The 26,991-nt window shown below is 64.6% G+C and carries 25 protein-coding genes and 3 tRNA genes; 20 read left to right on the top strand and 8 right to left on the bottom strand.

Annotated features, from left to right (window positions below; all coding sequences use genetic code 11):
- Positions 1-115 precede the first annotated feature (115 nt).
- The 7 genes from mnhG to mbhE are packed head-to-tail and all read right to left on the bottom strand — an operon-like array spanning position 116 to position 5,755.
- On the bottom strand, positions 116-508 hold the full coding sequence (mnhG, locus tag BM175_RS03615) for a monovalent cation/H(+) antiporter subunit G (RefSeq protein ID WP_175526745.1): 393 nt from the start codon (positions 506-508) through the stop codon (positions 116-118).
- Positions 505-795 (bottom strand): MrpF/PhaF family protein, encoded by a 291-nt coding sequence (locus BM175_RS03610; RefSeq protein WP_090959429.1) that lies wholly within the window; start codon positions 793-795, stop codon positions 505-507. Before BM175_RS03610 ends, mnhG begins: the two co-directional genes overlap by 4 nt.
- Positions 792-1,133: a Na+/H+ antiporter subunit E gene (locus tag BM175_RS03605; protein WP_090959426.1), complete on the bottom strand. Its 342-nt coding sequence runs from the start codon at positions 1,131-1,133 to the stop codon at positions 792-794. Before BM175_RS03605 ends, BM175_RS03610 begins: the two co-directional genes overlap by 4 nt.
- Entirely contained in the window at positions 1,130-2,656 is a 1,527-nt protein-coding gene (locus BM175_RS03600) for a proton-conducting transporter transmembrane domain-containing protein (protein ID WP_090959424.1), read from the bottom strand. The genes BM175_RS03605 and BM175_RS03600 overlap by 4 nt, the downstream gene beginning before the upstream one ends.
- Positions 2,653-3,036, bottom strand: a complete 384-nt coding sequence (locus BM175_RS03595) for an NADH-quinone oxidoreductase subunit K (RefSeq protein WP_090959421.1) — start codon at positions 3,034-3,036, stop codon at positions 2,653-2,655. The genes BM175_RS03600 and BM175_RS03595 overlap by 4 nt, the downstream gene beginning before the upstream one ends.
- Entirely contained in the window at positions 3,033-3,443 is a 411-nt protein-coding gene (locus tag BM175_RS03590; RefSeq protein ID WP_090959418.1) for an MnhB domain-containing protein, read from the bottom strand. Before BM175_RS03590 ends, BM175_RS03595 begins: the two co-directional genes overlap by 4 nt.
- Entirely contained in the window at positions 3,440-5,755 is a 2,316-nt protein-coding gene (gene mbhE, locus BM175_RS03585; protein WP_210185766.1) for a hydrogen gas-evolving membrane-bound hydrogenase subunit E, read from the bottom strand. Before mbhE ends, BM175_RS03590 begins: the two co-directional genes overlap by 4 nt.
- Before the next feature lie 660 nt (positions 5,756-6,415).
- On the opposite strand from mbhE, the gene BM175_RS03580 reads away from it, so the two are divergent.
- Both BM175_RS03580 and BM175_RS03575 read left to right on the top strand, forming a co-directional pair.
- A complete protein-coding gene (locus BM175_RS03580) occupies positions 6,416-6,868 on the top strand; it encodes a YqaA family protein (RefSeq protein WP_342029183.1) in 453 nt (150 codons plus the stop codon).
- 163 nt (positions 6,869-7,031) lie between these two features.
- The gene (locus BM175_RS03575) at positions 7,032-7,526 is read left to right on the top strand and encodes a phosphatase PAP2 family protein (RefSeq protein ID WP_090959415.1); all 495 of its coding nucleotides are present in this window, start codon (positions 7,032-7,034) and stop codon (positions 7,524-7,526) included.
- Between the two features lie 508 nt (positions 7,527-8,034).
- On the opposite strand, the gene BM175_RS03570 is transcribed toward BM175_RS03575, so the two are convergent.
- A tRNA-Val gene (locus tag BM175_RS03570) sits at positions 8,035-8,110 on the bottom strand.
- Positions 8,111-8,390: 280 nt separating this feature from the next.
- Between BM175_RS03570 and BM175_RS03565 the strand changes: the two genes are divergently transcribed.
- The 18 genes from BM175_RS03565 to BM175_RS03480 all read left to right on the top strand — a co-directional run bounded on the left by BM175_RS03565 (position 8,391) and on the right by BM175_RS03480 (position 26,947).
- Positions 8,391-8,467, top strand: a tRNA-Asp gene (locus tag BM175_RS03565).
- 48 nt (positions 8,468-8,515) lie between these two features.
- Positions 8,516-8,592 (top strand) — tRNA-Asp (locus BM175_RS03560).
- Positions 8,593-8,889: 297 nt separating this feature from the next.
- Positions 8,890-9,255: an NADH-quinone oxidoreductase subunit A gene (locus BM175_RS03555; RefSeq protein WP_090959412.1), complete on the top strand. Its 366-nt coding sequence runs from the start codon at positions 8,890-8,892 to the stop codon at positions 9,253-9,255.
- Positions 9,246-9,803 (top strand): NuoB/complex I 20 kDa subunit family protein, encoded by a 558-nt coding sequence (locus BM175_RS03550; protein ID WP_425285256.1) that lies wholly within the window; start codon positions 9,246-9,248, stop codon positions 9,801-9,803. The genes BM175_RS03555 and BM175_RS03550 overlap by 10 nt, the downstream gene beginning before the upstream one ends.
- A gap of 7 nt (positions 9,804-9,810) precedes the next feature.
- Positions 9,811-10,404 carry an NADH-quinone oxidoreductase subunit C gene (locus tag BM175_RS03545; RefSeq protein ID WP_090959406.1) on the top strand — a complete coding sequence of 198 codons (594 nt, stop codon included), beginning with the start codon at positions 9,811-9,813 and terminating at the stop codon, positions 10,402-10,404.
- Between the two features lie 177 nt (positions 10,405-10,581).
- Entirely contained in the window at positions 10,582-11,772 is a 1,191-nt protein-coding gene (locus BM175_RS03540) for an NADH-quinone oxidoreductase subunit D (RefSeq protein WP_090959403.1), read from the top strand.
- Positions 11,773-11,938: 166 nt separating this feature from the next.
- On the top strand, positions 11,939-13,129 hold the full coding sequence (gene nuoE / locus BM175_RS03535) for an NADH-quinone oxidoreductase subunit NuoE (protein ID WP_090959401.1): 1,191 nt from the start codon (positions 11,939-11,941) through the stop codon (positions 13,127-13,129).
- A gap of 14 nt (positions 13,130-13,143) precedes the next feature.
- Entirely contained in the window at positions 13,144-14,451 is a 1,308-nt protein-coding gene (gene nuoF, locus BM175_RS03530) for an NADH-quinone oxidoreductase subunit NuoF (protein ID WP_090959398.1), read from the top strand.
- 189 nt (positions 14,452-14,640) lie between these two features.
- Complete coding sequence (nuoG, locus tag BM175_RS03525; RefSeq protein ID WP_090959395.1) at positions 14,641-16,716, top strand: NADH-quinone oxidoreductase subunit NuoG; 2,076 nt, start codon at positions 14,641-14,643, stop codon at positions 16,714-16,716.
- A 15-nt stretch (positions 16,717-16,731) separates the two neighbouring features.
- On the top strand, positions 16,732-17,820 hold the full coding sequence (gene nuoH, locus BM175_RS03520) for an NADH-quinone oxidoreductase subunit NuoH (RefSeq protein WP_090959392.1): 1,089 nt from the start codon (positions 16,732-16,734) through the stop codon (positions 17,818-17,820).
- 70 nt (positions 17,821-17,890) lie between these two features.
- Positions 17,891-18,382, top strand: coding sequence for an NADH-quinone oxidoreductase subunit NuoI (nuoI, locus tag BM175_RS03515; RefSeq protein ID WP_090959390.1), 492 nt, complete (start codon positions 17,891-17,893; stop codon positions 18,380-18,382).
- A gap of 114 nt (positions 18,383-18,496) precedes the next feature.
- On the top strand, positions 18,497-19,114 hold the full coding sequence (locus tag BM175_RS03510; RefSeq protein WP_090959388.1) for an NADH-quinone oxidoreductase subunit J: 618 nt from the start codon (positions 18,497-18,499) through the stop codon (positions 19,112-19,114).
- Between the two features lie 22 nt (positions 19,115-19,136).
- On the top strand, positions 19,137-19,445 hold the full coding sequence (gene nuoK, locus BM175_RS03505; RefSeq protein ID WP_055884692.1) for an NADH-quinone oxidoreductase subunit NuoK: 309 nt from the start codon (positions 19,137-19,139) through the stop codon (positions 19,443-19,445).
- A gap of 10 nt (positions 19,446-19,455) precedes the next feature.
- Positions 19,456-21,435, top strand: coding sequence for an NADH-quinone oxidoreductase subunit L (gene nuoL / locus BM175_RS03500; RefSeq protein ID WP_090959385.1), 1,980 nt, complete (start codon positions 19,456-19,458; stop codon positions 21,433-21,435).
- On the top strand, positions 21,435-22,946 hold the full coding sequence (locus tag BM175_RS03495; RefSeq protein WP_090959382.1) for an NADH-quinone oxidoreductase subunit M: 1,512 nt from the start codon (positions 21,435-21,437) through the stop codon (positions 22,944-22,946). Before nuoL ends, BM175_RS03495 begins: the two co-directional genes overlap by 1 nt.
- Positions 22,947-22,966: 20 nt before the next feature.
- Positions 22,967-24,412, top strand: a complete 1,446-nt coding sequence (gene nuoN / locus BM175_RS03490; RefSeq protein ID WP_090959380.1) for an NADH-quinone oxidoreductase subunit NuoN — start codon at positions 22,967-22,969, stop codon at positions 24,410-24,412.
- 7 nt (positions 24,413-24,419) lie between these two features.
- Entirely contained in the window at positions 24,420-25,190 is a 771-nt protein-coding gene (locus BM175_RS03485; RefSeq protein WP_090959378.1) for a biotin--[acetyl-CoA-carboxylase] ligase, read from the top strand.
- A gap of 89 nt (positions 25,191-25,279) precedes the next feature.
- A complete protein-coding gene (locus BM175_RS03480) occupies positions 25,280-26,947 on the top strand; it encodes a ribonuclease J (RefSeq protein WP_090960166.1) in 1,668 nt (555 codons plus the stop codon).
- Positions 26,948-26,991 lie beyond the last annotated feature (44 nt).

Below are 26,991 nucleotides of genomic sequence, written 5' to 3'. Positions count from 1 at the left end.
TCCGACACCGGTTCGCTGAAAGCTGAACTTCGTCGCTACCTCCCAGAGATCTGCGGCAGACGAACAAGCTGAATGGCTTTCTGCCAGCCGCGTGAGTCCATCAACGCTGCGTCGTCTATTGCGCCTCGACCTGTGCTGCCGTCTCTCCGATGCGGGCTTCGAGCGCCCCCGGATGACGATCGAGCACGCCCTCCAGCGCATCGCCGCCTCTCAGCCCGCCGATGTCGGCGCCCGAGACATAGGCGGCCCGACCGAGGAGGTGGCCGGCAACCGGGATGGTCAGGAGCAGGAACAGGACGACCGCGAGCCCCGTCAGCGTTACGTCCAACCGTTGGAGCTGGAGAACGACGCCGAGGACGATGAATCCCGCGCCCAGCGTTCCCGCTTTCGTGGCCGCGTGCATCCGTTGCAGCGGATCGGAGAAACGGATCAGCCCGACGGCGGCGGCGAACAGGAAGACGACGCCGACGAGCTTCGACATGAAGGAGGCGAGCGACAGGACGATCATCGGCGGCTTCCCTTGCGCTCGAGAAAAGCGGCAAGGGCGCAGGTCGCGACGAAGGAGATCAGCGCGATCCCGAAGGCGACGTCGAGGAACTCCCGCCGCCCCGTCGTGCCCGCCGTCAAGGCGGCGATCGCGACCGCGATGCCCGTCAGCATGTCGATCGCGATGAAGCGGTCGGCATAGCCGGGCCCGCGCACCATGCGCCAGAAGGTCAGCGCCAGCGGCACCATCAGGACGACGACCAAGGATGCGCTCAGCCAGTCGAGGGCGTTCGAGAGGGTTTCGATCATCCCTCGATCCTCCGGATGCGGTCCTCGAACGTCGAGCGGATGTCGGCGACGATCGCCTCCGGATCGTCGGCATCGAGGCTGTGAATGAACAGGGTGCGCCGGTCGTCGCTGATGTGCAGCGAGCAGGTGCCGGGCGTCAGCGTGACCATGTTGGCGAGCACCGCGATGCCGAATTCGGTGCGAAGGCGGATCGGCATGGCGATGATGGCCGAGGCCGTGCGTGGCTCGCGGGCGAAGGCTGCCTGGGCCACCGCGACCGACGATTTGAGAAGCTCTCGTTGGAAGACGGCTGCTAGGACCACACAATCCCAGGCGCGGGTGACGAGCGATGATCTCATGGGGTCGCTCCCGGGCGCGCCGCCATGCCCGGCCCGAGCACGGCGTCGATGTAGCCGGCGGGGTCGGCAAGCCCGGCTGCCGCCTCGTTGACATAGAGGACAAAGGGCTGGGCCACGAGACCGATCACGACCGTGACGGCGGACAGGAGAGCGATTGCAACCAGCATCGGACGCGGAACTGGCCGTGCCGCCTCGCGGGGTAGGACGGGGCTCTTCCAGAAGGCTTCCATCCAGATCTTCGTCATCGAGTAGAGGGTCAGGATGCCGACGAAGAGCGAGACGCCGACCAGCCACCAGGCCTGGTCCTTCACCGCCGCGTCGATCACCATGAACTTCGCCCAGAAGCCCGACAGTGGCGGGATGCCGCCGAGCGACAGGGCGGGAACGAGAAAGAGCATGGCAAGCAGCGGCGAGCGCTTCAGGAGCCCGCCGGAGCGCCGAAGGTCGAAGGTGCCGGACGCGCGGTGGATCGCGCCCGCGATCAGGAAGAGGTTCGCCTTCACCACGATGTGGTGGACGATGTAGAAGACGCCGCCCGCGAGCCCGGCGGGCGTAGCGAGCGCCAGGCCGAGCAGCATGTAGCCGATCTGGCTGACGATGTGGAACGACAGGATGCGCCGGACATCCCACTGCACGGCCGCACCGAAGACGCCGAACAGCATCGTGCCGGCCGCCATGACCGCGAGAATGTCCCGCAGGCCCGAGCCATCGACCGCGAAGATCAGCGTGAAGACGCGATAGCAGGCGTAGACGCCGACCTTGGTGAGAAGGCCGGCGAAGATCGCCGCGATCGTGATCGAGGCCGTGTGGTAGGAGGCCGGCAACCAGAAGAACAGCGGGAAGTAGCCCGCCTTGATGCCGAACCCCGCCAGGAACAGGAGCGCCGAGACGGTGAGCGTCGCGGAAGGCGGCAGCGTTGGCAGGACGCGGCCGAGATCGGCCATATTGAGCGTACCAGCGGCCCCGTAGAGGAGCGCGACCGCCAGGAGGAAGAGCAGCGTCGAGAAGAGGTTGAGAACGGCGTATTTCAGCGTGCCGTCGAGTTGCGCCCGCGTGCGGCGGATGGAGAGAAGGCCCATCGCGGTGATGAGCATGATCTCGAACCAGACGTAGAGATTGAAGATGTCGCCCGTCAGGAAGGCGCCGTTCACCCCGGCCAGCATGCCGTGGAAGAGGACGTGGAAGCCCGCCTCTTCCTCGCGCCGCCGGATGTCGGCGAGCCCGAAGATCATGGTGGCGAGCGCCATGAGGCCGGTGATCGCGGCCATCGCCGCGCCCAGTCGATCTGCCGCGAACGTGACGCCGAAGGGCGCTGCCCAGTTGCCGAACTGGATGGCCTGGATGCCGTCCATGACGGTGCGCGACAGAAGCGCGAGCGAGACCGCGAAGAGGAGGATCGTGCCGATCCAGGAGACGACGCGCTGCGCCTCGATCCGCCCCCAAAGCGCAGCGCACACGGCGGCCGTCGCCAGCGGCACGGCGACGGGCCAGAGAACGGCGTTGCTCGCGAGCACGCCGATCATGGCCGATCCTCCGTCGGAACGAAGGGGCTTCCGAGGCGCTCGGCGTCGTCGAGGGCGCGGTTGTCGAGCGTTCCGGTGGAGCGATGCAGTCGGAGGGCGAGAGCGGCGACGAAGGCGACCAGGGCGAAGCCGATGACGATCGCCGTAAGGATCAGCGCCTGCGGCAGCGGGTTGGCGGCCTCGACCGCCAGCGCCGTCTCGCCGCCGGGAATGACCGGCGGCACGGTCGACACGATCCGTCCGGCGTAGAGGATCACAAGGTTGACGGCGGCCGACAGGACAGCCACGCCGAAGAGGATGCGCACGGCATGGCGCGACAGCATGAGATAGACGCCGCAGGCCGAGATGACCGCGATCGCAAGGGCATAGACAAGGCTCATGAATGGGCATCCTCCTCGTAGAAGCGGAGCACGAGGGCAAGGATGCCGCCCACGACCACGAGATAGACCCCGATATCGAACAGGAGGGCCGTCCCGGTATGGAAGCTGCCGATATGCAGCCACCAGTGCGTGAGGAACGCCCCCTCCAGAAGGAGGCCCGGCAGACCGGACAGGAGCGCAAGGACGAGCCCGGCTCCCATGGCGGCGACCGGATGGATGCGCAGCGCGGCACGCGCCGCCTCGACGCCTTCGGCGAGCACCAGGATGGCGAAGCCGGACGCACCGATCAGCCCGCCGACGAACCCGCCGCCCGGCTCGTTGTGGCCGCGATAGAGGATGTAGAGCGACACAGCGATCATCAGCCAGAAGAAGATCCGCGCGAAGGCGGAGAGGACGAGGGAGTTCATCGGGCGCCTCCAGTCTTTCCGGTGCGGCGCAGTAGGCCCCAAGCGCCGAGGGCGGCAAAGCAAACCACAGCAATCTCGCCGAGTGTGTCGATCGCGCGGAAGTCCACGAGGATGACGTTCACGACGTTGCGGCCCCAGGCCTCCGGGTAACTCGCTGCAGCAAAGAAGGCCGACAGGCGAGGGTCGAACGGCACGGCCGTCATCGCGATGAGGGCGACGAAGACGACGATGCCGAAGCCTCCCGCCAATGCCAGGTCCAAGCGGCGCTCCGCCGTCGTCCGCGTCGAGGCCGGCCGCAGCGGAATGCGCAGGAGAAGGGCGGTCAGGATCACCACCACGAGAACCTCGACCGAGAACTGCGTGAGCGCGAGATCGGGCGCGCCGTTGAGCAGGAACACGAGCGCGGAGCCGAAGCCGACGATGCCGACGCTGACCAGGGCTGTGAGAAGCGAGCGGGTTCGCGTGGCGGCCACGGCCCCGATCATCATGAAGGCGAGCACGGCGACGGGCGCGATCCGCAGGTCCGAGAGGTCGATGTCGACGGCAAGGCCCGGAGTGTCGAAGACGAGCCCCAGCGTTAGGATCGTCAGCGTCGCCGCAACGACCGTCGCCGTGTAGGCACGCTGGTCGCCGTTCTGCAGGATGCGCGTGGACCGCTCGGCGAGATTGAGGATGCCGTTGAAGACGCTGTAGTAGCCGCGGTCTCCGAGCAGCGCGACGAGCGGTGGCCATTCGCCGAGGCGCCAGTGGACGCGGGGCCAGAGGGCGTAGAGGACGGCACCAAGCGCGACCACGGCGGCGCTGAGCGCCAGCATCGGCGTGAAGCCGTGCCAGAGAGAGAAGGACGCCTCGATCGGTCGGCCGGCCAAAGCGCTCGCGGCCGGGACGACAAGCGAATTTGCCACGAGACCGGGCGCGAGGCCGAACAGAAGGCCGAGCGCCGAGAGAACGAGCGGCCCGACCACGAGCCCCGGCGTGTCGGCGTGGTGCACCTCGCTCGGGACCCCGCGCCGCTTCCAGAACGGATCGATGGCCGACAGGAGAGCGACCATGACGAAGGCCGCGTTGCCGACGACGGCCAAGGCGAGGGCAAGCGTGCCGGCGGCATCGGCCAGTTGCGCCTCGAAGACCAGTTCCTTGGCGATGAAGCCGACCATCGGCGGCAGGCCGGCCATGGAGAGGGCAGCGGCCGCGGCGGCGAGAGCCGTCATTGGCAGCTTGCGCCCCAGTCCGGCCATCTGCGTGATCTGCGTCCGGCCCGTGGCATGGATCACGTTGCCGGCGCAGAAGAACAGGGCGGCCTTATAAAGCGCGTGCGCCAGGATGAAGCCGACCGTCGCCACGGCCGCCGTCTCGCCGCCAAGACCGATCAGAAGGACCAGAAGCCCCAGCGACCCGACGGTGGACTGCGCGAGGACGCCCTTGAAGCCCGACTGCATCATCGCCCGCAGTCCGCCGACGAGAAGCGTCGCCGTGCCGAAGACGACGAGGGTCATGCCGAAGGCGGGCATGCCGGCGAAGGCCTGATCGAAGCGGGCGAGGAGATAGACGCCGAGCTTCACCATGGTCGCCGAATGGAGATAGGCCGAGGCGGGCGTCGGGGCCTGCATCGCATTGGGCAGCCAGAAGTGGAAGGGGACCTGCGCGGACTTGGTGAACGTGCCGAGGCACAGGAGCACGAGGATCGCGGGCGCGAGCGGCGAGGCCGTCAGTTCGTCACCCCGGGCGACGACCTCGGACAGGCTGAAGGTGCCGAGCGCGGAACCGATCAGGAGGATCGCGCCGAACAGGCAGAGGCCACCGCCGGCTGTCACGATCAGCGACTGCAGCGCCGCCTTCCGAGCGGCGGACTGATGGGAATCGAAGCCGATGAGCAGGAACGAGACGAGGCTCGTCAGCTCCCAGAAGACATAGAGGCCGATGAGATTGTCCGACAGGACCGTGCCCAGCATCGCCGCCATGAACAGAAGAATCAGCGCCAGGAAGCGCGCCCCCTTGTCCCGTGGCTTATCGGCGAAATAGGCGCCGGCATAGATCGTCACCAGTGCGCCGATGCCGGTGATCAGCAGGCAGAACAGGAGCGAGAAGCCGTCGAGCCGGAAACCCAGCGCGACGCCAAGCGCCGGCACCCACTCGACGCGCTCGGTGAGGAACGCCTCGCCTTCGAGCCTCAATCCCAATCCGAGAAAGACGCAGAACAGGGCGGCGGGAACAGTCGCCAGGGCCCATCCGGGATGGCGCAGATGCGGGGCCGTGACCCGCGCGACCAAGGCGGAAGCGATGGCGACGGCGATGCAGGCGATCAGCGGCATGCGGTATCGACCTCGATTCCGGCGAACCGGAGCGCCGCCCCGTCTGCAGAGGTGAAATGCGGTCGGCGCGCCCTCGCAGCGGATCGGCGTTTGAATCCCGCCGTCCTGCCGCCTCCCGCCGTCATACCGGTCATTCGGGAGGGCAGCTCGATGCCTTGGACATTTCGGACCACGCCACGCGCTGTGCGCCGTCGCCCATTTGGCCCTCCACGCGCTGCCACCGATACGACGCGGCGAGCGGCACTGGTCCACGCGAGGAAGGGTGGGATGGCAGCGAAGAAGCGTTCACTCATGGGCGTCCACAGGTTCTCATCGCTGGCGGCCCGACCAACGTGAGTACACCTGCGCCTCCGGTACGGACGCGCACCCGGACGGGGTATGGGGCTGCAGGGGCAGGGGGGGCAAGAGGAAGATGGTCAAGAAACTGCAAGTTCGGTGCCTGGTTGCAAACCATGGTCGAAATCGCAGGCGTCGGGTCACCTTGTGCGGTTCTCGTGATAAGGCAGACTGAGAAATTTCAGAAGGGGGCCCGATGCTCCGAATCCTCTATGACTCGACCTTGCGTCTGTCCGCCAAGCCGCGAGCCACATACGCCCTCAGCCTAGTTTCTTTTGCGGAAAGCTCATTCTTTCCCGTTCCGCGGATGCGCTCTTATTTCCCATGATCGTCGCCGAGCGTCGCCGAGCTTGGCGGCTCGCCTTCATCTGCACCACGATGTCGGTTCTCGACGCGATCCTTGGCTACCTCATCGGGGCGCTCCTGTTCGACGAGGTCGCCAAGCCGCTTCTTGCGATCTACGGTTATGGTGACCGCTTCGCCGAGTTCGCCATGACCTACAACGAATGGGGTGCCTGGATCGTCCTCATAGCGGGCCTCACTCCGTTTCCTCTCATGATGGTCGCGATCGCGAGCGGCGCGACCGGGCTCGATCCCGCGGTGTTCGTCTCGTCGAGCATCGTGGCGAGTGGCATCCGCTTCTATGCAGTGGCCGGCTTGCTCTATCGCTTCGGACCATCCGTTCGAGCTTTCATCGAGAGGCGACTGGGTATCATCTTCAAGGCGGAAATCGTCGCCCTCCTCGGTGGCTTCGCTTTCGTTCGTCTCGGCGTCTAGGCCGGATTTTCATCTACCCTCCCGACACTTCGACAGACCCAGCCGACACGGAGGACGTTCACCGATGAACGCGCTCGATCAGACCCTTTTTTCCGCCATTAACGCCGGATCGCCCACATGGGGCGCAACGGCCTGGTTCGCCTAGTTCGCCGCCCGTTACGTCGTGTTGGTCATTCCCTGCCACCTCGCGCTTCTTTGGATCACGGGGACGCACGACGTCCGCCGGCAGGCGATCCTCGCTATCGCTCTTCTCCTTGCTGCCCTTGCCAGCTTCGCGATCGGGATGATCGTTCCGACGCAGCGCCCCTTCCTCATCCCTCTCGGCAACCAACTCATCGAACACCGCGGCAGCCCTTCCTTCCCCAGCAATCATGGGCTCGCCATGTTCACATATGCCGCGGTGATGTTAGCCCTGCGGCACTGGTGCCATGCGCTCTGCATCGGCTGCGCGGGGCTGATCGTGGCTTGGTCCCACGTCTATCTCGGCATCCATTTTCCGCTGGACATGTTCGGTGCGATGGTGATTGCGGCCGGAGCGGCATGCCTCGCCATCCTGATCGACCGGCGGCTCGGCAGAAATCTCACCTCAGCCGGGGAGAGGCTATTCGAGCAAGCCGTCGCGCGACCCGCCGCCTGGATGATCAGGGGCCGGGGCTGACCGGACGGCATCTTGCTTTTCCGAGTTGGCTTGATGGCCAAAAGCAACCGCGAGCGGATGCTTTCTTGGTCCGTCGAATTCCTTTGACGACCCACGAACAGCCGCTCGTCGGTTGGTTTCGCTGTGTGATGCGCCGCATCGTCCGAATGTTTCCGTGACGGATCGCTCCGGACGGACTTACACCTTAATAACGGACAATGCAGACTGGGTCCGGATCGGAAGGGTCTTCGGCTGCCGAAGGACGGCCGCAAATCATGGCTGACGGGCGATCCTTCAGGCTTTCGATCGGTCGATCTTTCTACGGTCGACCCGCAACCTTCGAACCACCACCGAAATTCCCACTGCGGAATCTTCTCGATCCCTCGATCTCGATTCACAAGCAGCCGATCGTCCTTGACCTTCACGGCCGGCGCAACGTCGGTGAACAGGGACGGAAGCCTAGTTTGATCAGAATAGGGACTGGAGCGGCCGGAAGGTGCAACCCCCACGTGGCGCTGGGTGCAGTCCTTGGTGGGCGATGACAGGCTCGAACTGCCGACATCCTCGGTGTAAGCGAGGCGCTCTACCAACTGAGCTAATCGCCCTCCGGGGCCACCGATTACGCGTTTGGCCGACCATCGGTCAAGAGGCCACGGGCACGCCTCCCCGCTGATAGCACTGAGTGACGAGATTCGCGGGCACGCCCCGGAAGTCCGGGCCCTCGAGCGCGCATCCTCCGAGCCGATTCTTCAGCACAGGCGCTTCGAACGCACTGATCGGAATGGGTTTTCAAATCACGTGCGAAAGCGCGTTGACAGACGGAAGGGGAGCCCGTAAACGACCGCTCATGCCGCTGACGGACACGCCAGCGACACAATACGATGCGCGGGTGTAGCTCAGTTGGTTAGAGTGCCGGCCTGTCACGCCGGAGGTCGCGGGTTCGAGCCCCGTCACTCGCGCCATTGTATTTCGACTTTTTACGTTGCCTCTGACTAGAGGCAACGACATGCGCGGGTGTAGCTCAGTCGGTTAGAGTGCCGGCCTGTCACGCCGGAGGTCGCGGGTTCGAGCCCCGTCACTCGCGCCATCTCTCTTCCTATATGTTCTATGATCGAACTCGTCTTCAGCCCACGCTGCTGCGCTGTTCCGGCTTCGTTTGCCTGTCTGCGAAGATTGCTTCAAGCACGCCCAATGGGCGGGGATGCTGCTTGCGTCCACATTAGGAAGGGTCTAATCCTCGCCGCAATGCGAAGGGCGTGAGCCGTGGCCGTTGGACGCATTGAATACGTCCTCCGATCGCTCATGTCCCCGTCAGGTTTTCAAAGCCGCACTGCCGCGGCCGGTGTGCGGACTTGGCGCACCCGGCTCAGAGGAAGACCCGCTTGTGAACGAGCTTCTTGGATCCTACCTACCGATCGTCATCTTCGTCGGCGTCGCGCTCCTGATCGGTATCGCGCTTCTCGTGTCACCGTTTCTGCTCGCCTTCAAGGCGCCGGACGACGAGAAGCTGTCGGCTTACGAGTGCGGCTTCGACGCCTTCGACGATTCGCGCATGAAGTTCGACGTCCGATTCTATCTGGTGTCGATCCTTTTCATCATCTTCGATCTCGAAGTCGCATTCCTGTTCCCCTGGGCTGCCTCCTTCGGCGATCTCGGGTGGGCGGGCTTCTGGTCGATGATGGTCTTCCTCGGCGTTCTAACCGTCGGGTTTGTCTATGAATGGAAGAAAGGTGCCCTCGAATGGGATTGAACCCCGGTACCGCCCCGTTTGCCGCGCGGTCCGACCTGCAGGTACCTCCTGCGGCCGATCCGTTCGTCACCGAGGTCAACAACGAACTGGCCGATAAGGGCTTCATCGTCACCTCGACCGAGGATCTCATCCAGTGGGCGCGCACGGGCTCGCTCATGTGGATGACGTTCGGCCTCGCATGCTGCGCGGTCGAGATGATGCAGATGTCGATGCCGCGTTACGACGGCGAGCGCTTCGGCTTCGCCCCGCGTGCGTCACCTCGCCAGTCCGACGTGATGATCGTCGCCGGCACCCTCACCAACAAGATGGCACCGGCGCTCCGCAAGGTCTACGACCAGATGCCGGAGCCGCGTTACGTGATCTCGATGGGGTCCTGCGCTAACGGTGGCGGCTACTACCACTATTCCTATTCGGTGGTGCGCGGCTGCGATCGCGTAGTGCCGGTCGACATCTATGTGCCGGGCTGCCCGCCGACGGCCGAGGCGCTTCTCTACGGCGTCCTTCTTCTGCAGAAGAAGATCCGTCGTCTCGGAACGATCGAGCGTTGAGGGACGCATGAACGAGCTTTCGGAATATCTGGTCCCGCTGTTCGGCGAGAAGCTTGTCGCGTCGGACTTCCGACTGGATGAACTGACGTTGACGGTCGCTCCGGAGCACCTCGTCGAGGTCGTCACGCATTTGCGCGACGATCCGCAGTGCCAGTTCAAGTCCTTCGTCGATCTGTGCGGCGTGGACTACCCGGCGCGCGTCGATCGGTTCGAGGTGGTGATCCATCTCCTTTCGCCGCACCTCAACCAGCGCATCCGCGTGAAGGTGCTGACCGGTGAGGACGATCCAGTTCCCTCGATCACCAGCGTATTTCCCGGTGCCGACTGGTTCGAGCGCGAAGCCTATGACCTCTACGGCATCCTGTTCACCGGGCATCCGGATCTTCGCCGCATCCTGACAGACTACGGGTTCGAGGGGCATCCGCTGCGGAAGGACTTCCCGCTGACCGGGTTCGTCGAGGTGCACTACGACGAGCAGCTGAAGCAGGTCGTCTACGAGCCGGTGGAGCTGCGCCAGGAGTTCCGGCAGTTCGACTTCCTGTCGCCGTGGGAGGGCACGGATTACGTGCTGCCCGGCGACGAGAAGGCGAAGGCGAACTGAGAGGATGACGGGCGAGGGCGCTTTGCCGTCCGGCGGCCTCGGTTGCCGAGGTCCGTCGATCAGCAGTCCCAGGTCCGTCGACGACAAGTCGTCGCAATATTCCTTCGCGAACGAAGCCCGTAGGATCGCGGGCGCGCAGACCGTCGCGCAGTTCGCAAACGAGCAGGGTGCCTGACCGTGGCCGAGATCGACGTCCGGAACTTCAACATCAATTTCGGCCCCCAGCATCCGGCGGCGCACGGCGTGCTCCGCCTCGTGCTCGAGCTCGACGGTGAGAACGTCGAGCGCGTCGATCCCCATATCGGCCTGCTGCATCGCGGCACTGAGAAGCTGATCGAGCAGAAGACCTACCTTCAGGCGATGCCCTACTTCGACCGGCTCGACTACGTCGCGCCGATGAATCAGGAGCATGCCTTCTGCCTTGCGGTCGAGCGTCTTGCCGGGGTCGAGGTCCCGATCAAGGGTCAGTTGATCCGCGTTCTCTATTGCGAGATCGGGCGCATTCTCTCGCACCTTCTCAACGTGACGACCCAGGCCATGGACGTCGGCGCGCTGACCCCGCCGCTCTGGGGCTTCGAGGAACGCGAGAAGCTGATGGTCTTCTACGAGCGCGCGTCCGGCGCTCGCCTCCACGCCGCGTACTTCAGGCCCGGCGGCGTACACCAGGATCTGGCGCCGCAGCTCGTCGACGATATCGGCATCTGGTGCGACGAGTTCCTGCCACGCCTTGCCGACATTGACGAACTCCTGACCGAGAACCGAATCTTCAAGCAGCGCAACGTCGATATCGGCGTCGTCAGCCTGGAGGATGCCTGGGCTTGGGGCTTCTCGGGCGTCATGGTCCGTGGTTCGGGCGCCGCGTGGGACTTGCGCAAGTCGCAGCCTTACGAGTGCTACGACCAGATGGATTTCGACATTCCGATCGGCAAGAACGGCGACTGCTACGATCGCTACCTCATCCGCATGGAGGAGATGCGTCAGTCGGTCGCGATCATGAAGCAGTGCGTTGAGCGTCTCGCCGGCGGCGACCGGGCCGGCCCCTTCGCCTCGACCGAGGGCAAGGTCGTGCCGCCCAAGCGCGGCGAGATGCGCCGCTCGATGGAAGCGCTGATTCACCACTTCAAGCTCTACACCGAAGGCTTCCATGTGCCCGAGGGCGAGGTCTACGCGGCCGTCGAAGCGCCGAAGGGCGAGTTCGGGGTCTACCTGGTGGCGGACGGGACCAACAAGCCGTACCGCTGCAAGATCCGCGCGCCTGGCTTCGCCCATCTGCAGGCCATGGATTTCTTGTGCCGCAATCACATGCTGGCCGACGTCTCCGCGATTCTCGGATCGTGCGACATCGTGTTCGGCGAGGTCGACCGCTAGACCGGTAACGACCAGCTGGAATTGTCCCGATCGCCTCGCTGGTGGGCGATCGAAAATCGATACGACACGGCGTCCGGCACGGGTTCGGGCGCTGGTCTTTCATGCTTAATGTGTTAGAACGCGCCGCAACACGGGTGTGTTGGAACCGTTCTGAAGTCGAGGTCCGATGTCCGTCAGACGTCTTGCGGAAGATGCCGTTCAGCCTCAATGTTTTGCCTTTTCGGCGCAGAACGCCGAATGGGCCGAGGCGACGATCCGCAAATATCCCGAAGGCCGTCAGCAGTCTGCCGTCATCCCGCTCCTGATGCGTGCACAGGAGCAGGACGGCTGGGTGACGAAAGCCGCCATCGAGCACGTCGCGCAGCGACTTCGCATGCCGATGATCCGCGTGCTCGAGGTCGCGACCTTCTACACGCAGTTCCAGCTCGCCCCTGTCGGCACGCGCGCCCACATCCAGGTGTGCGGGACGACGCCGTGCATGCTGCGAGGGTCGGACGATCTGAAGCGCGTCTGCCGTGAGAAGATCCATCCGCAGCCGTTTCACCTGAACGAGAGCGGCACTCTGTCGTGGGAAGAGGTCGAGTGCCTCGGTGCCTGCGTGAACGCCCCGATGGTGATGGTGTTCAAGGACACCTATGAGGACCTGACGGCCGATCGGCTGGCGGAGATCATCGACGCGTTCGACCGCGGCGAGGGCGCTGCGATCAAGAAAGGCCCTCAGATTGACCGACATCTCTCGGTCCCGGTTGGCGGCCTGACGACTCTGAACACCTTCAATGACGACGACGACGGTGGCACCGACGAGGCCCGCACGGCGCCGCGGACCGGCGGCACGTCCGCGCCGAGCGATGGCGGAGCCGGCTCGGCACCCTCGCAGGCCGGTCGTGTTGATACGCACGCACCGGAAACGGATCCCACCATCAAGGGTCCGGACGGGGTCGCCAAGACACATCCGGCGGCCGAGGAAGCGACCAGCGTTGACCTGACGAACCATTCCGCCACGTCCGGACGGACAGGCGGCACGCAGCAGGGGCCGACCGGCGCCGAGCAGACCAATGCTGCTGCAGAGCAGAAGAAGGCCGAAACCATGTCGGGCGAGGCCCGCACGGATGGGCCGCTTACGACAAAGGGCGTCAGCGCTCAGAGCGCCGTCGTTCTGGAAGAAAAGTTCGTCGACGATAGCGATCGGGGCTCTGCCGCAACCGGCAAGGAAGATCTGTCGGGCAAGGACCATACCGCGACCGGCACGCTCGAAGGCAAGCGCACCGACACGGATGACGTTCTTCCTGGTCCGGACGTCGGCAAGGGCGAACCGGCCAAGGGTCGTCGCGGCACGAAGCCGAAGGCCTCGGAATAGGCGGAGATCGGAACATGCTTCAGGACAAGGACCGGATCTTTACCAACATCTACGGCCTTCGGGACAAAAGCCTGAAGGGCGCGATGAAGCGCGGCCATTTCGATGGTACGGCCGACATCATCGGCAAGGGTCGCGACTGGATCATCAACGAAATGAAAGCGTCGGGCCTGCGCGGTCGCGGCGGGGCCGGCTTTCCGACGGGTCTCAAGTGGTCGTTCATGCCGAAGGAAGTCGGCGAGCGGCCGCATTACCTCGTGGTGAACGCCGACGAGTCCGAGCCCGGGACCTGCAAGGACCGGGAGATCATGCGCAACGACCCGTTCACGCTGGTCGAAGGCTGCGTGATCGCCGGTTTCGCGATGGGCGCGCACACGGCTTACATCTACGTCCGCGGCGAATACGTCCGCGAGCGGGAAGCGCTGCAGCTCGCCATCGACGAATGCTACGAGGCGGGGCTACTCGGACGCGACAACGAGTGCGGCTGGGACATGGATATCTTCGTCCATCACGGCGCCGGCGCATACATCTGCGGTGAAGAGACCGCGCTGCTCGAAAGCCTCGAAGGCAAGAAGGGCCAGCCGCGCCTGAAGCCGCCGTTCCCGGCGAACATGGGCCTCTACGGTTGCCCGACGACGGTGAACAACGTCGAGTCGATCGCCGTCGCGCCGACCATCCTGCGCCGCGGCGGTGGCTGGTTCGCCGGCATCGGCCGTCCGAACAACACGGGCACGAAGCTTTTCTCGATCTCGGGCCACGTGAACCGGCCGTGTACGGTCGAAGAATCGATGGGCATTCCGTTCCGGGAGCTCATCGACCGTCACTGCGGCGGCGTGCGCGGCGGCTACGAAAATCTCCTGGCCGTCATTCCGGGCGGCTCGTCCTGCCCGCTAGTGCCGGGTGAGCAGATCCTCGACGCGCCGATGGACTTCGACGGCATGCGCGAGGTGAAGTCCTCGTTCGGCACAGCCGCCGTGATCGTCATGGACAAGTCGACCGACATCGTCCGGGCGATCGCTCGCCTTGCATACTTCTACAAGCACGAGAGCTGCGGTCAGTGCACGCCTTGCCGCGAAGGCACGGGCTGGATGTGGCGCGTCATGGAACGCATGGTGGTCGGCAACGCGCAGAAGCGCGAGATCGACATGCTTCTCGACGTGACGAAGCAGGTCGAAGGCCACACGATCTGCGCGCTCGGCGACGCCGCCGCATGGCCGATCCAGGGTCTGGTTCGCCACTTCCGTCCGGAGATCGAGCGTCGCATCGACGAGTTCTCGCGCAATGCCGATATGGGTCGCAAGCCGATCCTGCAAGCGGCGGAATAGGGTCTTGGTGGTCGGTCAGCTCCGGTCTGGATCGGAGTTCGGCCGGCAAGGTGGCGGACGACTGGATAGCTTCCGATTGGAAGCCGGCCGGACGGTCCGCCGTGGTAATGGATATCTGGCCAGTGACAATGGTCGCCACGCGTTCGGCGGCCGTCGCACTTTGAAAGCCAAGTTCGATCGGGTCTGAAAATGGCAAAGATCAAAGTCGACGGAAACGAGATCGAGGTTCCCGACCACTACACGCTGCTGCAGGCGGCGGAGGAGGCGGGTGCCGAGATTCCGCGCTTCTGCTTCCATGAGCGCCTGTCGGTCGCCGGTAACTGCCGCATGTGCCTCATCGAGGTGAAGGGTGGCCCGCCGAAGCCAGCCGCATCGTGCGCCATGGGCGTGCGCGACCTCCGTCCGGGCCCGAACGGCGAAGCGCCGGAAATCTTCACCAACACGCCGATGGTGAAGAAGGCCCGCGAGGGCGTCATGGAATTCCTCCTGATCAACCACCCGCTGGATTGCCCGATCTGCGATCAGGGCGGCGAGTGCGATCTTCAGGACCAGGCGATGGCCTTCGGCGTCGACTCGTCGCGCTATCAGGAGAACAAGCGCGCGGTCGAGGACAAATACATCGGCCCCCTTGTGAAGACGATCATGACGCGGTGCATTCACTGCACGCGGTGCGTTCGCTTCACGACCGAGGTGGCGGGCATCTCCGAGCTCGGGCTCGTCGGTCGCGGCGAGGACGCCGAGATCACGACCTATCTCGAGCAGGCGATGACCTCCGAGCTTCAGGGCAACGTGATCGACCTGTGCCCGGTCGGCGCTTTGACCTCGCGTCCCTATGCGTTCCAGGCCCGTCCGTGGGAACTGACCAAGACGGAGTCGGTCGACGTGATGGACGCGGTCGGTTCGGCGATCCGTGTCGACACGCGCGGCCGCGAAGTGATGCGCATCCTTCCGCGCATCAACGACCTCGTCAACGAAGAGTGGATCTCCGACAAGACCCGCTTCGTCTGGGACGGCCTGCGCACCCAGCGCCTGGACCGCCCGTATGTTCGCCGCGACGGTCGTCTCCAGCCGGTTTCCTGGCCCGAAGCCTTCGAGGCCATTCGACTGAAGGTGTCTGGTGTCTCGTCCGACCGGATCGGCGCGATCGCAGGCGATCTCTCGGCCGTTGAGGACATGTGGGCGCTGAAGCGCCTGATGGGTCAGCTCGGATCCGCCAACATCGACTGCCGTCAGGACGGGGCAAAGCTCGACCCGACCGACGGACGCGCCTCGTACGTCTTCAACACGACGATCACCGGCATCGAGCAGGCCGACGCGCTGCTGATCATCGGCTCCAATCCGCGCTTCGAAGCGCCGGTGCTGAACGCGCGCATCCGCAAGCGCTGGCGCCGCGGCGACTTCCCGGTCGGTTTCATCGGCGAGAAGTCGGACCTGCGCTATGCCGTCACCTACCTCGGTGCGGGACCGCAGACGCTGTCCGACATCGAGACCGCGAACGGCGAGTTCTTCGACGCCCTTAAGAATGCGGCCCGCCCGATGATCATCGTGGGGCAGGGCGCGATCAGCGGCGAGAACGGCGCCGACGTTCTTGCCAGCATCGCAGCGCTTGCGCGTGAGATCGGCGCGGTGTCCGACGAGTGGAACGGCTTCAACGTCCTCCACACGGCGGCAAGCCGGGTCGGCGGCCTCGATATCGGCTTCGTGCCGGGCGAGGGCGGCAAGGCGGTGGCCGAGATGGTATCGGACGGCGTCGACGTCCTCTTCAATCTCGGAGCCGACGAGATCGACATCGGGCCCAGCGCCTTCGTCGTCTACGTGGGAACGCACGGCGACAAGGGTGCGCATCGCGCCGATGTCATTCTGCCGGGTGCGGCCTACACGGAAAAGTCCGGGACTTGGGTCAACACCGAAGGCCGGGTGCAGACGGGCTCGCGCGCCGGCTTCCCGCCAGGTGACGCGCGCGAGGAGTGGGCGATCTTCCGCGCCCTGTCCGCCGTGCTGGGCAAGGCCCTGCCATTCGACTCACTCGGTGCGCTGCGCCGCGACCTTGCGGGCGCTCATCCGATCTTCGTCGGTTCCGAGTTGCAGGCTGCCGATCCCAACGCGATCACGCATCTTGCCGACCGTGCGGGCACACCGTCGGGGGCGGGGTTCAAGTCCGGCATCAGCGACTTCTATCTGACCAATCCCATCGCCCGGGCCTCGAAGGTCATGGCGGAGTGCTCGCGCCTCGCGCATGCCGAGCATCTCGAAGCGGCCGAGTAAGGACGGTACGAACCCATGGAGCTGTTCTCCGCCTATATCTGGCCAGCCCTCGTCATTATCGGTCAGAGCCTTCTCTTCCTGGTGGTCCTGCTGGTCCTGATCGCCTACATCCTTCTGGCCGATCGCAAGATCTGGGCAGCCGTGCAGATGCGTCGCGGCCCCAACGTCGTCGGCCCCTTCGGCCTCTTTCAGTCCTTCGCCGACCTTCTGAAGTTCGTTCTGAAGGAGCCGGTCATTCCGGCCTCGTCCGACAAGGTCGTCTTCCTCCTCGCGCCGCTGGTCGCGGTGACGCTGGCCCTGGCGACCTTTGCGGTTGTGCCCGTCTCCGACGGCTGGGTGATCGCCGACATCAACATCGGCATCCTCTACATCTTCGCAATCTCGTCGCTCGAGGTTTACGGCGTCATCATGGGCGGCTGGGCGTCGAACTCGAAATACGCCTTCCTTGGCGCACTTCGCTCAGCGGCCCAGATGGTGTCCTACGAGGTCTCGATCGGCTTCGTGATTGTCACCGTCCTTTTGTGTGCCGGCTCGCTGAACCTGACCCAGATCGTTCTTTCGCAGAACACCGGTGTCGGCACGATGGTCGGCCTGCCGGCCAGCTTTCTCGACTGGCACTGGCTGTCGCTCTTCCCGATGTTCGTCATCTTCTTCATTTCGGCACTCGCCGAGACGAACCGGCCGCCGTTCGATCTGCCGGAAGCGGAGTCCGAACTCGTCGCGGGCTTCATGGTCGAGTACGGCTCGACGCCGTACATGATGTTCATGCTCGGCGAGTATGCAGCCATCACCCTGATGTGCTCGCTGATGACCATCCTGTTTCTGGGCGGCTGGCTTCCGCCGTTCGGCTTCGCACCGTTCACCTGGGTTCCCGGCGTCATCTGGTTCCTTGCGAAAGTAGCGCTTTGCTTCTTCATGTTCGCGATGGTGAAGGCCTTCGTGCCGCGCTACCGTTACGACCAGCTCATGCGCCTCGGCTGGAAGGTGTTCCTTCCGCTGTCGCTGGCGATGGTCGTGCTGGTCGCCCTGGTGCTTCAGCTGACCGGCTGGGGCGACGGTCAGAGCGCGGACGCTGCTCGCCAGGCGGCGGCCCTGTCCTGGTAAGCCATAAAGACACAACGAGGGCGGTGATCGTGCCGCCCGAAGCCTCCTTTACCGGAGATCGGATCGTTCGATGAGTGCCCTGGCCCAGTCCGTCAAATCCCTGTTCCTGGTCGAGTTCCTAAAGGCGTTCCGCTTGTCGATGCGGTACTTTTTTGCCCCCAAGGCGACCGTGAACTACCCGTTCGAGAAGGGACCGGTGAGCCCGCGCTTTCGGGGGGAGCATGCGCTTCGCCGCTACCCCAACGGCGAAGAGCGCTGCATCGCATGCAAGCTCTGCGAGGCGATCTGTCCTGCGCAGGCCATCACGATCGAAGCCGGGCCGCGGCGCAACGACGGAACGCGCCGCACGGTGCGCTACGATATCGACATGGTGAAGTGCATCTACTGCGGCTTCTGCCAGGAAGCCTGCCCGGTCGATGCGATCGTCGAGGGGCCGAACTTCGAGTTCTCCACCGAGACGCGTGAAGAACTGTACTACGACAAGGAAAAGCTGCTGGCGAACGGCGACCGTTGGGAGCGTGAAATCGCTCGCAACATTGCGCTCGACGCTCCGTACCGCTAATCCGCACCCCGTGGCGCCCTGTCGCGCCACGCTCCGAACCGAATCTGCCGGCGGCGAACGAGGTCATCGTTCGTCCGCCCTTTGATGCTACCGTGATTTCAGGGGGAGCCCGACATGTTGGGGCTGCAAGCCTTCTTCTTCTACGTCTTCGCCATCGTCTCCGTCGGCTCGGCGATGATGGTGGTCCTCTCCCGGAACCCCGTCCACTCGGTCCTCTTCCTGATCCTGACATTCGTGGCGTCCGCGGGCCTGTTTTTGCTGACCGGGGCGGAGTTCCTCGCACTGATCCTGATCGTGGTCTATGTCGGTGCGGTGGCGATCCTGTTCCTCTTCGTCGTTATGATGCTGGATCTGGATTTCGGTCGCATCAAGCAGGGCGCCCTTCAGTATGCCCCGATCGGCGCCGTGATCGGTCTGGTTCTTCTCGCGCAGCTGATAATCGCGGTCACCGGCAGCTACTATTCCCCGCAGCTCAGCGCGCAGACGGTGATGCCGACCCCGCCGCTGGAGCAGCTCTCCAACATCCAGGCGCTCGGGCACGTTCTCTACACGCGCTACGTCTTCTTCTTTCAGATGGCCGGCCTCGTGCTGTTCGTCGCGATGATCGGCGCCATCGTGCTGACGCTGCGCCACAAGCCGGGCCTCAAGCGCCAGTCGATCCCCGTTCAGGTCGCCCGCAACCCGGCCACCGCCATCGAGATCCGCAAGGTCGAGAGTGGCAAGGGCATCTGAGGCAGATAGGGATACACGAACCATGGCTGTCGGCCTCGGACACTACCTCACGGTCGCCGCGATCCTCTTCGTTACGGGGGTCTTCGGCATCTTCATGAACCGCAAGAACATCATCACGATCCTCATGTCGGTCGAGTTGATCCTCCTGTCGGTCAATCTCAACCTCGTGGCGTTCTCCGCCTTCCTGAACGATCTGGCCGGACAGGTCTTCGCCCTGTTCATCCTCACGGTCGCCGCGGCGGAAGCGGCGATCGGCCTGGCGATCCTGGTCGTCTTCTTCCGAAATCGCGGCTCGATCGCCGTCGATGACGTCAACACGATGAAGGGCTGAGCGCGCGGCGATGTATACCCTGATCGTCCTTCTGCCGCTCGTCGGCTTCATCGTCGCCGGCCTGTTTGGCAACCGCATCGGCGCCAAGGCCTCGGAATACGTCACGAGCGGTCTCCTGATCGCGGCGGCGCTCCTGTCCTGGATCGGCTTCCTGTCGTTCGGCGGCGAGACGCAGCACGTGCAGGTCCTTCAGTGGATGAAGGCCGGCACGCTCGATATCTCCTGGCAGCTGCGGATCGACCGCCTGACGCTTGTCATGCTGGTCGTCGTCAACACGGTGTCGGCGCTCGTGCATGTGTACTCGATCGGGTACATGCACCACGACGACTCGCGCCCGCGCTTCTTCGCCTACCTGTCGCTCTTCACCTTCGCGATGCTCACGCTGGTGACCGCCGACAACCTCGTTCAGATGTTCTTCGGCTGGGAAGGCGTCGGCCTCGCGTCCTATCTTCTGATCGGCTTCTGGTATCAGAAGCCCTCGGCCAACGCCGCGGCGATGAAGGCCTTCGTCGTCAACCGCGTCGGCGACTTCGGCTTTCTCCTCGGTATCTTCGGCCTGTTCATGGTGTTCGGATCCGCCAACCTCGACACGATCTTCGCCGGCGCCGGCCAGATGGTCGGGACGATCTATCCCGAAGGCGGGGGGGCGGCCGCCAACGCTGCCGCTCCGATCCTGAACTTTGCCGGTTACTCGCTGCCCGCCGCCGGCGCGATGACCGCCATCTGCCTCCTGCTCTTCATGGGCGCGATGGGCAAATCCGCGCAGATCGGCCTGCACACCTGGCTGCCGGACGCGATGGAAGGCCCGACCCCGGTGTCGGCGCTGATCCACGCGGCGACGATGGTCACCGCCGGCGTCTTCATGCTCGCCCGGCTGTCCCCGGTATTCGAACTCAGCCACTCCGCGCTGACCTTCGTCACGTTCATCGGCGCGACAACGGCGTTCTTCGCGGCCACGATCGGCCTCGTGCAGAACGACATCAAGCGCGTGATCGCCTATTCGACCTGTTCCCAGCTCGGCTACATGTTCGTCGCCCTCGGCGTCGGAGCCTACGGGGCCGCGATCTTCCACCTGTTCACCCACGCCTTCTTCAAGGCGCTCCTGTTCCTCGGCGCCGGCTCGGTGATCCATGCGGTCGACGGCGAGCAGGACATGCGTCACATGGGCGGCCTGCGGAAGCACATCCCGATCACCTACTGGACGATGATGATCGGCACGCTGGCGCTGACCGGCTTCCCGTTCACCGCCGGCTACTATTCAAAGGACGCGATCATCGAGAGCGCGTTCGCGGGCGAAAACGCCTTCGCCATGTACGGCTACATGATGACGGTCATCGCGGCGGCGCTCACGAGCTTCTATTCCTGGCGCCTCGTCTTCCTGACCTTCCACGGGAAGCCTCGCGCGAGCCACGAGGTCATGCACCATGTGCACGAGTCGCCGCTTGTGATGACGACGCCGTTGTTCATCCTGTCGGCCGGAGCGCTGCTCGCCGGTATCGTCTTCTACCCGTTCTTCCTGGGCGGCAGCTACGAGACCTTCTGGCATACGGCGCTTTTCGCGGGCCCGGAGAACCACATCCTGCACGAGGCCCACGAGGTCCCGGCGCTGGTCGTCTGGTCGCCAACCATCGCGATGGTTCTTGGCTTCGTGGTCGCCTACATCTTCTACATCCGGCAGCCGCAGCGCCCCGCGCAGGTGGCGGCGCGCAACCCCAGCCTCTACAAATTCCTCCTCAACAAGTGGTACTTCGACGAACTCTACGACGTCCTGTTCGTACGCTCGGCCAAGTGGCTCGGCCGCTTCCTGTGGAAGAAGGGTGACGTCGCAGTCATCGATCGCCTCGGCCCGGACGGCATCTCGGCCCGCGCTCTCGACGTGACCGGCTGGGTCGTCCGCCTGCAGACCGGCTATCTCTACCACTATGCCTTCGTCATGCTGATCGGCGTCGCGGCGCTCGTCACCTTCATGATGTTCGGGGGAATGCGCTGATGTCCGGCTGGCCGATCCTATCGACCATCACCTTCGCGCCGCTGGTCGGCGTGCTGATCATCCTGTTCACGCGGGACGACTCCGAGCTGGCGCGCCGCAACATCCGCAATGTCGCGCTGCTCGTCTCGGTCTTCACTTTCCTGCTTTCGCTGTTCATCTGGATCGGCTTCGACAAGTCCGTCGCCGGTTTCCAGTTCGTCGAGGAAGCTGAGTGGCTGACCGGGGGCATCGCCTACCGGATGGGCGTCGACGGCATCTCCATGCTGTTCGTCATCCTGACGACCTTCCTGATGCCGATCTGCATCCTTGCCAGCCGTGACGCGATCACGGTTCGGGTGAAGGAGTACATGATCGCGTTTCTCGTACTCGAGACGCTGGTCGTCGGCGTCTTTTGCGCGCTCGATATCGTGCTGTTCTACCTCTTCTTCGAGGGCTCCCTCATCCCGATGTTCCTGATCATCGGCGTCTGGGGCGGTAAGCGGCGCGTCTACGCGTCCTACAAGTTCTTCCTCTACACGTTCCTCGGTTCGGTCCTCATGCTCGTCGCGATCATGGCGATGTACTGGACCGCCGGCACGACCTCGATTCCGGAGCTCCTCGCCTACCAGTTCCCGGCGTCGATGCAGACGTGGCTCTGGATCGCCTTCTTCGCCTCGTTCGCGGTAAAGATGCCGATGTGGCCGGTCCACACCTGGCTACCCGACGCGCACGTCGAGGCACCGACGGCCGGCTCCGTGATCCTCGCAGGCATCCTTCTGAAGCTTGGCGGCTACGGCTTCCTGCGCTTCTCGCTTCCGATGTTCCCGCTGGCGTCGGCCGACTTCGCCCCGTTCGTCTTCGTGCTGTCCGTCGTCGCCATCATCTACACCTCGCTGGTTGCGCTGATGCAGGAGGACATCAAGAAGCTGATCGCCTACTCGTCCGTCGCGCACATGGGCTTCGTCACCATGGGCATTTTCGCGGCCAATGAGCAGGGCGTTCAGGGCGCGATCTTCCAGATGCTCAGCCACGGGCTGATCTCGGGTGCGCTGTTCCTGTGTGTCGGCGTCGTCTACGACCGCATGCACACCCGCGATATCGCTGCTTATGGCGGTCTCGTGAACCGCATGCCGGCCTACGCCGCCATGATGCTTCTTTTCACGATGGGCAATGTCGGCCTGCCGGGCACGTCGGGCTTCGTCGGCGAGTTCATGACGCTGATGGGCGTGTTCCGCGTGAACTCTTGGGTCGCGATCTTCGCGGCGACGGGCGTCATCCTGTCGGCGGCCTATGCGCTTTGGCTCTTCCGCCGCGTCATTCTCGGGGCGCTCGACAAGGACAACCTCAAGTCGATCCTCGACCTGACGCCACGCGAGAAGGCGCTGCTCTATCCGCTAGCTGTGCTGACGGTCTTCTTCGGCGTCTATCCGATGCCGGTCTTCAACGTGACGACGGCATCCGTAGATCAGCTCCTGTCGAGCTACACGGCCGCTATCGAGGCCGCGTCCAGCGTCGCCTCGATCCAGAACTAAAGAACGGGCAGGGCGAACCGATGTTTTCGCAATTCGTGGCGCAAAGCCTCCCCATCGTCGGCCCCGAGCTGATCCTCAGCGTCGGTGCGATGGGCCTGTTGATGGTCGGGACGTTCCTCGGCGAGAAGAGCGCCAGGCTGGTGACGTCACTGACGGTTGGAACGTTGCTCTTCGCACTGGTTTGGCTGCTGTTCGCCACGCCAACCGGCCTAGCGTTCGGCGGTTCGATCATCCTCGACCCGTTCGCTCGCTTCATGAAGGCGCTGGTGCTGATCGGTGCGGCGGCTGCGGTGCTGATGTCGACCGGCTACGCGGAGCGCGAGCGCTTCGCCAATTTCGAGCTTCCGGTTCTCATCGTGCTCTGCACGACGGGCATGCTGGTCATGGTCTCCGCAGGCGACCTGATCGCGCTTTACATGGGTCTCGAGCTCCAGTCGCTCGCGATCTACGTGATCGCCGCGATCCACCGCGACCACGTCAAGTCGACCGAGGCGGGCCTGAAATACTTCGTCCTTGGCGCGCTCTCGTCGGGCATGCTCCTCTACGGCGCGTCGCTCGTCTACGGCTTCACGGGCCAAATCGAGTTCCGTGCGATCGCCGAGGCCGTCGCGCAGGACGGCGCCCGATCGCTCGGCCTGATCGTCGGTCTCGTCTTCGTGCTGGCTGGCCTTGCCTTCAAGATTTCGGCCGTGCCGTTCCACATGTGGACGCCCGACGTTTACGAGGGCGCGCCGACGCCGGTGACGGCGCTGCTGGCTGGTGCGCCGAAGGTTGCGGCGGTAGCGCTTCTCACCCGATTCACGGTCCAGAGCTTCGGACCGATGACGCCGGACTGGCAGCAGGTCGTCGTGTTCCTGTCGATCGCGTCGATGCTGTTTGGCTCCTTCGCCGCGATCGGTCAGCGCAACATCAAGCGCCTGATGGCCTACTCGTCGATCGGCCACATGGGCTACGTGCTTGTCGGTCTTGCGGCCGGCACCGAGGCTGGCGTCCAGGGCGTCCTGATCTACATGGCGACCTACGTCACCATGACGCTCGGAACCTTCGCCCTGATTCTCGCGATGCGTCGCCGCGACGGCATGGTGGAGGATGTCTACGAGCTCGCCGGCCTGTCGCGCACGAACCCGATGATGGCGCTGGCAATGACGGTGCTGATGCTGTCGCTGGCAGGCCTGCCTCCGCTGCTCGGCTTCTGGGGCAAGTACTACGTCTTCATCGCCGCGGTCGGCGCGGGGCTTGTGCCGCTGGCGGTGATCGGCGTGATCGCATCGACGATCGGCCTGTTCTACTATCTGCGGATAGTGAAGGTGATGTGGTTCGACGAGCCGCTCGCCGGTTTCGAGCCGATGAGCATGGAGCTGAAGCTCGTGGCGGGCGCCGCAACGATCTTCATCTTCCCCGCCTACATCGTTCTCGCGGGTCCGCTGTTCGCGGCCGCCGCGGCAGCGGCCCATACCTTCTTCTGACGGGCGAATGGCCGGCCGACCTCATCGCACGCGGCGTCATCTCGCGCTCGACGAAGTCGGCTCGACCAACGCCGTCGCGCTCGAGGCCGCTCGAGCAGGCGATCCCGGTCCTCTCTGGATCACGGCGGCCCGCCAGTCGGCAGGTCGTGGACGTCGCGGACGGTCCTGGCTCTCCGAGCGCGGCAATCTGTTCGCCACGCTCCTGATCGTCGATCCGTCGAGCGACCAGCATGTCATCGATCTTCCGCTGGTGGTGGCCCTAGGCGTCCGCAACGGTCTGGCTCGGCTCCCTGGGATCGATCCCGCGCTGGTGGGCATCAAATGGCCAAACGACATCCTGCTCAGCGGCGCGAAGGCGGTCGGTATTCTACTGGAGAGCGAGCGCAGCACCGGTGAGCGTCGAGCGGTCGCCATTGGTTGCGGCGTCAACGTTGCGACGGGGGCAGGCGATACGCCCTATTCCGTGACCAGTCTCCGAGACGCCGGATATCGAGGCGATCTGCCGACGGTTTTCGAGCATGTCGCCGCAGGCGTCGAGGCGGCACTGGAATTTTGGGACGCGGGTCGCCAGTTTCACGAGGTGAGGGCGCAGTGGCTCCGTCACTCGGTGGGCCGCGGCGAGATGTGCCGTGTCAACCTTCCCGATGGATCGTCGGTGGAAGGCATTTTCGTGGATCTTGACGAGGGCGGCCGCCTCGTTCTCGGACTGCCGAACGGCGAGCGCCGACACTTTTCGGCGGGGGATCTCTTCTTCCTCCGCCAGACCGCAGGCGTTTGAGCACAGCTCACGCCAAAACCGATTCCGGGCGACCCCCGGCTGATGAATGACGGAAAGGCTGCATGCTGAGGCATGCCAAGAACGAAAGAATGACGACATTGAACGAACTGGTTTTCGTGCCGCTCGGCGGCATCGGCGAAATTGGAATGAACTTCGGCCTCTACGGCTACGGCCCTCCCGGCCAGCGCGAATGGATCGCGATCGACTGCGGCGTCTCGTTTGCCGGGCCTGAGTTCCCCGGAATCGACCTCGTAATGCCGGACCTGTCCTTCATCGAGGCACGGCTGGATCGCCTGAAGGCGATCATCATCACCCACGCTCACGAAGATCACTACGGTGCCGTGCTTACCCTTTGGCCCCGGCTGAAGGCCCCGGTCTACGCGACTCCCTTCACTGCGGCTCTGCTTCAGGCAAAGCGGGAAGGCGAGCCCGGCGCGCCCAAGGTGCCGCTCGAGATCTTCCGGGCTGGGGACCGTTTCGATATCGGGCCGTTCTCGATCGAGGCCATCAACGTGACGCATTCGATCCCGGAGCCGGTGGCGCTCGCGATCCGGACACCCGCCGGCACGGTTCTTCATACCGGCGACTGGAAGATTGACGCGACGCCGGCCCTCGGTGACCCGACCGATGAGACGCGCCTTCGCCAGATCGGCGACGAGGGCGTGCTCGCGCTCGTCTGCGATTCGACCAATGCGATGCGCGAGGGTGTTTCGCCCAGCGAGCAGGATGTGACGCAGTCGCTGTCGCAGATCATCCGCGAGGCGAAGGGTCGCGTGGCGATCACGACCTTCTCGTCGAATGTCGGCCGTGTGCGTTCGATCGCGAAGGCGGCGGCCGAGGCCGACCGGCAGGTTCTTCTGCTGGGGCGCTCGATGAAGCGCGTCGCCGATGTGGCGGAAGAACTCGGCTACCTCGAAGGCATTGCGCCGTTCGTGAGCGAGCAGGATTTCGGCTACCTCCCGAGCGACAAGGCCGTGATCGTCCTCACGGGAAGCCAGGGTGAGCCGCGCGCCGCACTCGCCAAGCTGGCGCGCGACGAGCACCCGACCGTGGCGCTGTCGAAGGGCGATACGGTGATCTTCTCCTCGCGCTCCATTCCGGGCAACGAGAAGGCCATCCTCGACATCAAGAACGCGCTCATCGAGCGCGGCGTGAAGGTGATCGAGGATCACGACCAGCTCGTGCACGTCTCCGGCCATCCGCGTCGCAGCGAGCTTCGTCAGATGTACGAATGGGTTCGCCCGAAGATCGCCGTGCCGGCGCATGGCGAGGCCGCGCACCTGATGGCCCATGCGGGCCTCGCACGCGAACTCGGCGTGCCGGAAGTCGTGACGATCCGCAACGGCAAGCTCCTCCGGTTGGCGCCAGGTGCGGCGACCGTGATCGACGAGGTGCCGTTCGGACGCATCTACAAGGACGGTCACCTCGTGGGGACCGCGGAGCAGATGGGCATCGGCGAGCGCCGGCGCCTCTCGTTTGCGGGACACGTCTCGGTGCTGGTCGAGCTCGACGAGAAGCTTGAACTCGACATCGACCCCGAAGTCGTCGCGATGGGCTTGCCGGAGAAGGACGAGGAAGGCGAAGAGTTCGTCGACGTCCTGATGGAAGTTGCCGCCGGTGCCGTCGAGAGCATTCCACGCGGGCGTCGCAAGGATCTCGAACTCGTGCGCGAGGCGGTTCGCCGCGCCGTGCGCGGCGAGGCCTACGATGTTTGGGGCAAGAAGCCGGCGGTGACGGTTTTCGTGACCCGCGGCTGACGTCGCGCCTCGCTCACGCCGCATCCCTGCGTAAGGTGAGGTCC

Source organism: Aureimonas phyllosphaerae, from assembly GCF_900113065.1.
GTDB classification, from domain to species: Bacteria; Pseudomonadota; Alphaproteobacteria; order Rhizobiales; family Rhizobiaceae; genus Aureimonas; species Aureimonas phyllosphaerae.
Note: the sequence above shows the minus strand (reverse complement) of the source record. Positions and strands in the feature narration are given on the sequence as shown.

Coding starts and splice junctions, on each gene's coding strand:
- nuoF (WP_090959398.1), top strand. CDS start 13,144: ATGCTTCAGGACAAGGACCGGATCTTTACCAACATCTACGGCCTTCGG.
- nuoE (WP_090959401.1), top strand. CDS start 11,939: ATGTCCGTCAGACGTCTTGCGGAAGATGCCGTTCAGCCTCAATGTTTT.
- nuoK (WP_055884692.1), top strand. CDS start 19,137: ATGGCTGTCGGCCTCGGACACTACCTCACGGTCGCCGCGATCCTCTTC.
- BM175_RS03510 (WP_090959388.1), top strand. CDS start 18,497: ATGTTGGGGCTGCAAGCCTTCTTCTTCTACGTCTTCGCCATCGTCTCC.
- BM175_RS03580 (WP_342029183.1), top strand. CDS start 6,416: ATGATCGTCGCCGAGCGTCGCCGAGCTTGGCGGCTCGCCTTCATCTGC.
- BM175_RS03595 (WP_090959421.1), bottom strand. CDS start 3,036: ATGAGCCTTGTCTATGCCCTTGCGATCGCGGTCATCTCGGCCTGCGGC.
- nuoN (WP_090959380.1), top strand. CDS start 22,967: ATGTTTTCGCAATTCGTGGCGCAAAGCCTCCCCATCGTCGGCCCCGAG.
- nuoI (WP_090959390.1), top strand. CDS start 17,891: ATGAGTGCCCTGGCCCAGTCCGTCAAATCCCTGTTCCTGGTCGAGTTC.
- BM175_RS03600 (WP_090959424.1), bottom strand. CDS start 2,656: ATGATCGGCGTGCTCGCGAGCAACGCCGTTCTCTGGCCCGTCGCCGTG.
- nuoH (WP_090959392.1), top strand. CDS start 16,732: ATGGAGCTGTTCTCCGCCTATATCTGGCCAGCCCTCGTCATTATCGGT.
- BM175_RS03495 (WP_090959382.1), top strand. CDS start 21,435: ATGTCCGGCTGGCCGATCCTATCGACCATCACCTTCGCGCCGCTGGTC.
- BM175_RS03545 (WP_090959406.1), top strand. CDS start 9,811: ATGAACGAGCTTTCGGAATATCTGGTCCCGCTGTTCGGCGAGAAGCTT.
- BM175_RS03610 (WP_090959429.1), bottom strand. CDS start 795: ATGATCGAAACCCTCTCGAACGCCCTCGACTGGCTGAGCGCATCCTTG.
- BM175_RS03485 (WP_090959378.1), top strand. CDS start 24,420: ATGGCCGGCCGACCTCATCGCACGCGGCGTCATCTCGCGCTCGACGAA.
- mbhE (WP_210185766.1), bottom strand. CDS start 5,755: ATGCCGCTGATCGCCTGCATCGCCGTCGCCATCGCTTCCGCCTTGGTC.
- BM175_RS03550 (WP_425285256.1), top strand. CDS start 9,246: ATGGGATTGAACCCCGGTACCGCCCCGTTTGCCGCGCGGTCCGACCTG.
- BM175_RS03605 (WP_090959426.1), bottom strand. CDS start 1,133: ATGAGATCATCGCTCGTCACCCGCGCCTGGGATTGTGTGGTCCTAGCA.
- BM175_RS03480 (WP_090960166.1), top strand. CDS start 25,280: ATGACGACATTGAACGAACTGGTTTTCGTGCCGCTCGGCGGCATCGGC.
- BM175_RS03590 (WP_090959418.1), bottom strand. CDS start 3,443: ATGAACTCCCTCGTCCTCTCCGCCTTCGCGCGGATCTTCTTCTGGCTG.
- nuoL (WP_090959385.1), top strand. CDS start 19,456: ATGTATACCCTGATCGTCCTTCTGCCGCTCGTCGGCTTCATCGTCGCC.
- nuoG (WP_090959395.1), top strand. CDS start 14,641: ATGGCAAAGATCAAAGTCGACGGAAACGAGATCGAGGTTCCCGACCAC.
- mnhG (WP_175526745.1), bottom strand. CDS start 508: ATGATCGTCCTGTCGCTCGCCTCCTTCATGTCGAAGCTCGTCGGCGTC.